An 8,005-nucleotide genomic window follows, 5' to 3' on the forward strand; every position below is an offset into this window, starting at 1 on the left:
TCTGTCGCAGGCCGCCCCTCGCCCCAAACCCGGCCGCAATCCTGTGATCGCAGCAAGTCCAGAGCCGGATGGGCCCAGGTCCTCAGAGCTGGGACATCACCTCGTCGGAGGCCTCAAAATTGGTGGTGACGCGCTGCACGTCATCATCATCTTCCAAAGCATCGACGAGCTTCATCAGCTTTTGCATGCCAACCAGATCCAGTTCGGTGGTGGTGGTGGGTTTCCACACCAGTTTGGTGGAATCGGATTCACCCAATTCAGCTTCCAGCGCGTTGGAGACCTCATGCAGGTCGCTGTCGGCGCAATAGATCAGGTGACCGTCCTCGGAGCTGTCGACATCTTCTGCACCGGCTTCGATGGCTGCCATCATGACCGTGTCGGCATCACCAGCGGAGGCGGGATAGGTCACTTCGCCCTTGCGGTCGAACATAAAGCCAACCGAGCCGGTTTCACCGAGGTTGCCACCGTTCTTGGAGAAGGTGGAGCGCACGGTGGAGGCGGTGCGGTTGCGGTTGTCGGTCATGGTTTCGACAATCACGGCCACGCCATTGGGGCCATAGCCCTCATAGCGGATTTCTTCGTAATCATCCCCGTCACCGGCGGTGGATTTCTTGATCGCGCGTTCGATCACATCCTTGGGCACCGATTGGCTTTTGGCTTCTTTGACCGCCAGGCGCAGGCGCGGATTTTTCTCCGGATCGGGGTCGCCCATCTTCGCCGCAACGGTAATTTCCTTGGAGAGTTTGGAGAACAGCTTCGAGCGCGCGGCGTCCTGACGGCCTTTGCGGTGCTGAATGTTCGCCCATTTGGAGTGACCTGCCATGGTGCGTCCTTGCTAATTCGATTTCGGATCTGGCGCTCATATAGCCTTGTCACCGGGGGGCTTTCAAGCGCTGCGCCGCGCTATTGGGCCCATCCATCGTGCTGGGTCGCGATCCGTGGGCGGATTTGCCAGCAGATCGCGCGTCGCCGCCGGGCCGCGCGTGGACGGGCAATCCGGGGATACGCGGCAGCCGACAGGGCCTGTCGACAACAAAAGATAGAGGCCAGATCAGAGCGGCCAGATGAGAGGGATGAGCAAAGACGCCAGAATCCCAATGCTGAGGTTCAGCGGAATGCCAACGCGCAGAAAGTCGGTGAACTTATACCCGCCCGGCCCGTAGACCAGCATATTGGTCTGATAGCCAATGGGCGTCGCAAAGGAGGCAGAGGCCGCAACCATGACCGCCACAACCAAGGGGCGCGGATCAATGCCCATCGCCTGCGCCAAACCAACCGCAATCGGCGTCACCACAACCGCGACCGCATTGTTGGATACCAATTCGGTCAGCACCGACGTCAGCAGATAAACGGCCCAAACCAGCAGAACTGGCGGCAACACCGACAGAGATGGGGCAATCGCCTCAACAATCAGTGCAACGGCACCCGAGCTTTCCAGCGCGGCACCAATGGCCAGCATGGCAAAAATCAGCGTCAACAGCCGCCCATCGACAAAGGAAAACGCCTCATCCGCGTCGATGCAACGGGTCACCAGAACGGCCGAGACCGCAAGCACCGACAGCAGCAGGATCGGAGCAACGCCCAGGGCTGCAAGCACCACGATGCCAATCAACGCAACAATGGCAATCGGGGCGTGCCGGCGGCGGTAGGCCCGAACAGAAGGCTGCGACACCGCGGCCATATCCATATCTGCGGCCAGGCGCTGGATGTCTTCGGCATTGCCCTCCAACAGAAGGGTATCGCCAACCCGCACCACCAGATCTTCGAGCTGGACGCCGATGTTCTGGTTCCGCCGGTGGACCGCCAATGTGTAAACACCATAGCGGCGGCGCAGACGCATCGCCCCAAGGGAACGCCCCACCATGCGGCAGCCGGGGGTGATCAACACTTCGACCGTTGTGGTTTCAACCGCAGAGACCTGATCCACGCGCTTCAGCTCTTTGTTGCGCTGCAGGCTGAGCAATTCGGTCATCTGCGTGCGCAGCACCACGCGGTCGCCCACTTGCAGCTCCACGCCCTTTAGCGCGTTGCGCAACGAGATATCGCCGCGGATCACATCGATCAGGCGCACACCGGGACGTTTGAACAGCTGCACGCCGGTCACTTCACGGCCGATCAGGTTGCTGTCCGGCGGGATCACTGCCTCGGTGAAGAATTTCATCCGTGATCTGTCGCTCAGCAGGCTGGCCATGCTGCTGCGATCGGGCAGCAAGTGTGGCGCCACAAACCGCAGGTAGATCATGCCCCAGACCACCAGCGCGAGCCCCAGTGGCGTCACCTCGAAAATGGTGAACGGCTCCAGCCCCTGGGCGCGGGCAACCCCATCCACCAGCAGGTTCGTCGAGGTCCCGATCAGCGTCAGCGTGCCGCCAAGGATTGCCGCATAGCTGAGCGGGATCAACAGTTTGGAGGCAGAGACATCCAAGGTTCGGGCGATTTGGATGAACACCGGGATCATCACCACCACCACCGGCGTGTTCGACACCACGGCCGAGGCTGCGATGACAAAGGCCATCAACAAGGCAATGGCGAGCTTCGGGTTCACCCCGGCCTGTTTGCGCGCCACAGCGGTAAACGCATCCAAGGCGCCGGTGCGCACAAGCGCCCCCATGATGATAAACATCGCCGCAATGGTCCAGGGCGCGGGGTTTGCCAGCACCGGCAGCGCGGCGTCATAGGGCAGCACCCCTGTGGCCAACAACACCGACACGCCACCCAGCGCGACCACTTCCGTTGGGAAGGTTTCGCGCAGAAAGGCCACAAACATGGCAGCCACTACAACAAGCGCCAGCACTGCGTCGCCGTTGTCTCCGAGGGAAAGAAACTGCATGGGGGTTGATCACATCCAAGTGGTTAAAACTGGGTTGCCGAGGCCAAATCCGCCGCGCAGTGCTGCGCAACACACAGGCGGGCTGCAGGGTGAGCGTTGCTGGAGTGAACCTGATCAGCCCCGATCAGGCAAGGGTCCCTGCGCAATCTATTGGTCAGAAACGAATTTTTGGGACGCAAGGTTTGCTGTCTTTGATGTTGGGGGATTTATTTCCTCAGATCAGGCGTGGTTATGGCACCGCATTTCAGGCGAAAACGCGCTAAGCGGACCCGCGCGCCCTGCCCTGAACTGATTGATCCCGAAATGATCCCGCAGTGTTCCGCCGAATGCGATGCATTAGGAGAGCCGGACCGGTGTTTTGCGGTGGCCGCCTGCGACGTCAGGGAGCGGCCTCTTGCAGCAGCCCGCCATGGCGCACCATGCGGATCGATTTGGCGGCGCCAGTGCGATCATCGGTTTCCACAAACACGCCAGACAGCGTTGCAGGACCTTCGGCCGGGGTGAAGCGGTTTTTCGGCATGCCCGTTAGAAACCGCCGCATCGGTTCGGCTTTTTCCATGCCAATGACCGAATTGTAATCCCCGCACATGCCCGCGTCGGTCAGATAGCCCGTCCCTTCGGACAGGATCTGCGCGTCTGCCGTGGGCACATGGGTGTGGGTGCCCACCACCAAGGACGCGCGGCCATTGCAGAAGTGCCCCATCGCCATTTTCTCTGATGTGGCCTCGCAGTGCATATCAACGATGACCGCCTGCGCCAGTCCGCCGCGTGGATGGGATTTCAACACCGCCTCAACGCTGCCAAACGGATCATCATAGGCCCGTTTCATGAACACCTGTCCCAGCGCCTGAACCACCAGAACCCTGCGCCCGCCGGGTGCGTTGAACAGACGGTATCCGCGCCCGGGTGCGTTTTTGGCAAAGTTCAGCGGGCGGATGATGCGCGGCTCTTTTTCGATGTATTGCAACATGTCCTTCTGGTCGAAGGCATGATCGCCCAGGGTCAGACAATCGACCCCAGCAGACAGCAACAGCGCGGCATGATCGCCCTTCAGCCCCATACCGTTGGAGGCGTTTTCGCCGTTGACCACAACAAAATCCAACCGCCACGCTTCACGCAGCTGCGGCAGATGTTCCGTAATGGCCCGACGCCCCGCACGCCCCATCACATCGCCTAGAAATAGAATTCTCATATCAGTCGCATAGGCGTTGACCGTCCAAAGCACAAGGCGCTGCAATCAGGGCGTGCAATCCGGGCAATGGCCCGCCTGCAGCGAGACCGCAGCGGCAGAAACTGGCCAACCAAATGCAGCTGCCTGTCCTGGTCACGCCCTTCGTTCCTGCCAGTGGTGCGCCCTGATTGGTCCGCCCAAATGAGCGGCGGTGGCCTGATCTAGCGCAGATCGTGGACACCGCATTCGGTGACGATCAGGTCCAAGGGCTGATCTGTCGGCTCCAGCGGCAAACTGTCGGCGCGCTGCGCATCATAGGCAAAGCCGATGGCCAGCGTCGGCCGCTTGCTGCGCAGCAGCTCCAGCGTGCGGTCATAAAACCCGCCGCCATAGCCAAGGCGCCCACCCTGCAGATCAAAGCCAACAAGCGGCACGATCAGGATCTCGGGTTCAAAAAAATCGTCCGTGGCAGGCACCTGCGCCCCAAACGGCCCCTCCCGCAGGGGACCATCAGGCAACCAGCGGCTGAACAGCAGGGGCGTGTCTGCGGCCTGAATAACGGGCACTCCGACGGGCCCGTGAGCTGCGGCCTCGGCCATGGCGGGCAGCGGGTCGATCTCGGTGCGGATCGGCATATAGCCGGCCAGCGGCACACCCCGGTAGCCCGCCAGCACCTCCGACAGGTGCCCGGCGGTGCCGGGTTTGTTCATGTCATGGGCCGCTTTGCGCCGTTTGAAGGCCGCTTTGCGGGCATCAGCCTTGATCTGAGTGAGGTCCTGCATCGGCCCCTCCTGTCGCTAGATGTTCATTCGACGCTTAGAGCAATACCGCGCCTGCAAGCCCGAGAAAGGCAAAGAAACCAACAATATCAGTCACTGTGGTCACAAAGGCCCCGGATGCCAATGCCGGGTCGACGCCGGTTTTTTCCAGGATAATCGGCACCGCCGTCCCTGCGAGCCCGGCCACGACCAGATTGATCACCATTGCGACTGCGATCACGACACCCAACATCGGGGAGCCAAACCACATGACCCCCACGATCCCCATGATCACCGCAAAGGCCAAGCCATTGAGAAGCCCCACCAAAACCTCTCGTCGGATCACGCGCCAGACGTTGGACCCGGTCAGGTCGCGCGTGGCAAGAGCGCGCACAGCCACCGTCAGCGTCTGGGTCCCCGCATTGCCACCCATAGAGGCCACAATCGGCATCAGCACCGCCAGGGCCACAAACTGCGCAATGGTGGCTTCGAACTGGGCAATCACCAAAGAGGCCAGCACTGCGGTTGCCAAATTCACCGCCAACCAGGGAAACCGCTGTTTGGTCGTGGTCCACACCCGATCCGCCAGGCTGCCATCGCTGACCCCCGCGAGGCGCAGAATGTCCTCTTCGTGCTCTTCATCCAACACGGTCATCGCATCATCAATGGTGATCACCCCGACAAGGCGGCCTTCGTCATCGACCACCGGGGCGGAAATGAGGTGGTATTGGTTGAACGCATAGGCGACATCTTCCTCGTCCTGTTCGACCGGAATGATCTGGAAAGTATCTTCGACGATCTCTGCCAGCGGCACGTGCCGTTTGGCCCCCATGATCCGGCCCAGAGTGACGTTGCCAATCGGATGCAGCCGCGGATCAACCAGCACAACATGGTAGAACTGATCCGGCAGGCTGTCTGATTCCCGCATGAAATCAATTGCCTGCCCAACGGTCCAATGTTCTGGCGCCATCACCACTTCGCGTTGCATCAGGCGGCCCGCAGAGCTTTCGGGATAGCTGAGCGACTGCTCCACAGCGACCCGGTCAGCATCCTCCAACGTCTCCAGGATGGCCGCCTGTTGCGGCTCTTCCAGATCCTCCAGAAGATCGACCACATCGTCGCTCTCGAGATCCCGCACCGCCTCTGCAAGAACCTGCGGATTGAGCAGCGCAATGACGTCTTCGCGGATCGCCTCATCCAGTTCGGAGAGGATTTCGCCATCAAATTCGCGGCCATAAAGCTGGATCAGCTGCGCCCGGTCCGCGCTGCTGATCTGCTCCAGAAGGTCGGCTATGTCGGCCGCGTGCAGCGGCTCCATCAACTCGGTCAGCAGATCCTGACGGCCGCTGTCCACCGCAGCCAGGATCTGGGCCACCCGTTTGCGGTCCAGGTCATAGGCGTCGTCAGATCCCGGATCGACCAGCGTCATGTCGTCATCTGTGACCATCTGAACCTCCAATTGCGATTGGATATGGAATAAAAGAAGCAGCTACCGGAAAACAATGACAATGTCGGAATTTACGTCAGCTGTTCTGAGGCCTATTCTATTGGTTCGGTACAGGCTGGGTTTTCGGCGTGTCGGTTTTGGCCTGCTTCGCCGGACATGGCCTGTTTGTCGGGCAGGCACAACTTCAAGTGGGCTAAACCCAGGTGGGCAAAATAAGGACTGCGGCGATGCAGGCGCATTACATCATTTGTGGACAGGTTCTCTCCTTTACGGGTTCGCCCTTTGAGGTGGAGCAGCCAGACCAGGCGGTGCAGATCTATGAAGCTGTGGCGATCGGCGCGGCCCATGATGCAGGCGAAGACACAGGCAAGCGCACAGGCCAGGATCATACGGGCAGTCACGCCGCCAGGACCGTGCTCGCCCTTGGCACGCGCGCGGATCTGCAGGCCGCATTCCCGCAGGCCACCCTGGTGGATCACGGCAACCATCTGATTCTGGCAGGGTTTGTCGACGCCCATGTGCATTATCCGCAAACCGCCATTATCGCGAGCTGGGGCAAACGGCTGATTGATTGGCTGAACAGCTATACCTTTCCCGAAGAAATCCGCTTTGCCGACCGGGCCTATGCCGATGATGTTGCGCAGCGATATCTGGATCTGACACGGGCCCATGGCACCACGACCATGTGCAGTTATTGCACCATCCATCCGCACAGTGTGGATGCGTTTTTCACCGCTGCGCAGGCGCGCGGACAGCGGGTGGTGGCGGGCAAGACCTGCATGGATCGCAACGCCCCGGACGGGCTGCGCGACACGGTGCAATCGGCCTATGACGACAGCGCCGCGCTGATTGACCGCTGGCACGGTGTGGACCGTCTGTCCTATGCCATCACCCCGCGCTTTTCCCCGACCTCCACCCCGGATCAGCTGGCAGCGATGGGCGCGCTTTGGTCGGCGCATCCTGATTGTCTGATGCAGACCCATCTGAGCGAGCAGACCGATGAGATCGCCTGGGTGAAATCCCTGTTCCCGGACGCGCGCGATTACCTCGACACCTATGAGCAATTCGGGCTGTTGGGGGAAAAAGCGGTCTATGGCCATGCCATCCATCTGGAGGCGCGCGAACGTGATCGCCTGCGCGAGGTTGGCGCCGCGTTGGTTCATTGCCCAACCTCCAACACCTTCATCGGATCGGGCCTGTTCGATATGGCGGGTCTGATCGCCCAGGGCCAGCGCGTTGGGCTGGCGACGGACACCGGCGGAGGATCCAGCTTCTCGATGCTGCGCACGATGGCGGCGGCCTATGAGCTGGGCCAGCTGCGTGGCACGCCGCTGCATGCGGCAGAGTTGCTGTGGTTGGCGACCCAAGGTTCGGCCCGCGCCCTGCGTCTGGACGGGGTCATCGGCAATATTGCCGTCGGGATGGAGGCAGATCTGGTGGTGCTGGATCTAGCATCGACCCCGGCCATTGCCCAGCGTAGCGCCCGCGCCGACGACATCTGGGACGCTGCCTTTGCCACGATCATGATGGGCGATGACCGCGCCGTGGTCGAAACCTGGATCAACGGTCAGCGAGATTGAGCGACTGCCCGATTGAACGACTGCCCGTGTGATTGCCTGCCCGTTTGAGCGTTTGCCCGTGTGATTGCGGATCTGGCAACTTAAAGCGTCTTTCCTGAAGTCTGAATCGTTTTGGGTTCCCAAATTGGTGCTGGCGTGATTCAAGATATCCGGGAGGATGTCTTATGCCAGCACCATTGCCATCAGCGCTGCGGGCGCGTTTTGAAGAGTACATTGCCG

Annotated in this window: 6 protein-coding genes; 1 reads left to right on the forward strand and 5 read right to left on the reverse strand. The window is 60.9% G+C overall.

Going from position 1 to position 8,005, the window contains the following annotated elements:
* Window positions 1–82: 82 nt before the first annotated feature.
* From Q0C28_RS08590 to mgtE, 5 genes are all read right to left on the reverse strand, one after another.
* On the reverse strand, window positions 83–823 hold the full coding sequence (locus Q0C28_RS08590) for a YebC/PmpR family DNA-binding transcriptional regulator (RefSeq protein ID WP_293574818.1): 741 nt from the start codon (window positions 821–823) through the stop codon (window positions 83–85).
* 228 nt (window positions 824–1,051) lie between these two features.
* Complete coding sequence (locus tag Q0C28_RS08595; protein WP_293574820.1) at window positions 1,052–2,830, reverse strand: SLC13 family permease; 1,779 nt, start codon at window positions 2,828–2,830, stop codon at window positions 1,052–1,054.
* Between the two features lie 379 nt (window positions 2,831–3,209).
* Window positions 3,210–4,022, reverse strand: coding sequence for a TIGR00282 family metallophosphoesterase (locus tag Q0C28_RS08600; protein ID WP_293574822.1), 813 nt, complete (start codon window positions 4,020–4,022; stop codon window positions 3,210–3,212).
* A 200-nt stretch (window positions 4,023–4,222) separates the two neighbouring features.
* Window positions 4,223–4,783: a 5-formyltetrahydrofolate cyclo-ligase gene (locus Q0C28_RS08605; protein ID WP_293574824.1), complete on the reverse strand. Its 561-nt coding sequence runs from the start codon at window positions 4,781–4,783 to the stop codon at window positions 4,223–4,225.
* Window positions 4,784–4,817: 34 nt separating this feature from the next.
* A complete protein-coding gene (mgtE, locus tag Q0C28_RS08610; RefSeq protein WP_293574826.1) occupies window positions 4,818–6,206 on the reverse strand; it encodes a magnesium transporter in 1,389 nt (462 codons plus the stop codon).
* Between the two features lie 227 nt (window positions 6,207–6,433).
* Here mgtE and guaD point away from each other — a divergent pair, with 227 nt between their 5' ends.
* The gene (gene guaD / locus Q0C28_RS08615; protein WP_293574828.1) at window positions 6,434–7,786 is read left to right on the forward strand and encodes a guanine deaminase; all 1,353 of its coding nucleotides are present in this window, start codon (window positions 6,434–6,436) and stop codon (window positions 7,784–7,786) included.
* Window positions 7,787–8,005 lie beyond the last annotated feature (219 nt).

The organism is Phaeobacter sp. (genome assembly GCF_022825805.1).
Taxonomy (GTDB): domain Bacteria; phylum Pseudomonadota; class Alphaproteobacteria; order Rhodobacterales; family Rhodobacteraceae; genus Phaeobacter.

Bases quoted from the DNA above. Each gene is read 5' to 3' on its own strand.
- Q0C28_RS08600 (WP_293574822.1), bottom strand. From the start codon at position 4,022: ATGAGAATTCTATTTCTAGGCGATGTGATGGGGCGTGCGGGGCGTCGG.
- mgtE (WP_293574826.1), bottom strand. From the start codon at position 6,206: ATGGTCACAGATGACGACATGACGCTGGTCGATCCGGGATCTGACGAC.
- Q0C28_RS08605 (WP_293574824.1), bottom strand. From the start codon at position 4,783: ATGCAGGACCTCACTCAGATCAAGGCTGATGCCCGCAAAGCGGCCTTC.
- Q0C28_RS08590 (WP_293574818.1), bottom strand. From the start codon at position 823: ATGGCAGGTCACTCCAAATGGGCGAACATTCAGCACCGCAAAGGCCGT.
- Q0C28_RS08595 (WP_293574820.1), bottom strand. From the start codon at position 2,830: ATGCAGTTTCTTTCCCTCGGAGACAACGGCGACGCAGTGCTGGCGCTT.
- guaD (WP_293574828.1), top strand. From the start codon at position 6,434: ATGCAGGCGCATTACATCATTTGTGGACAGGTTCTCTCCTTTACGGGT.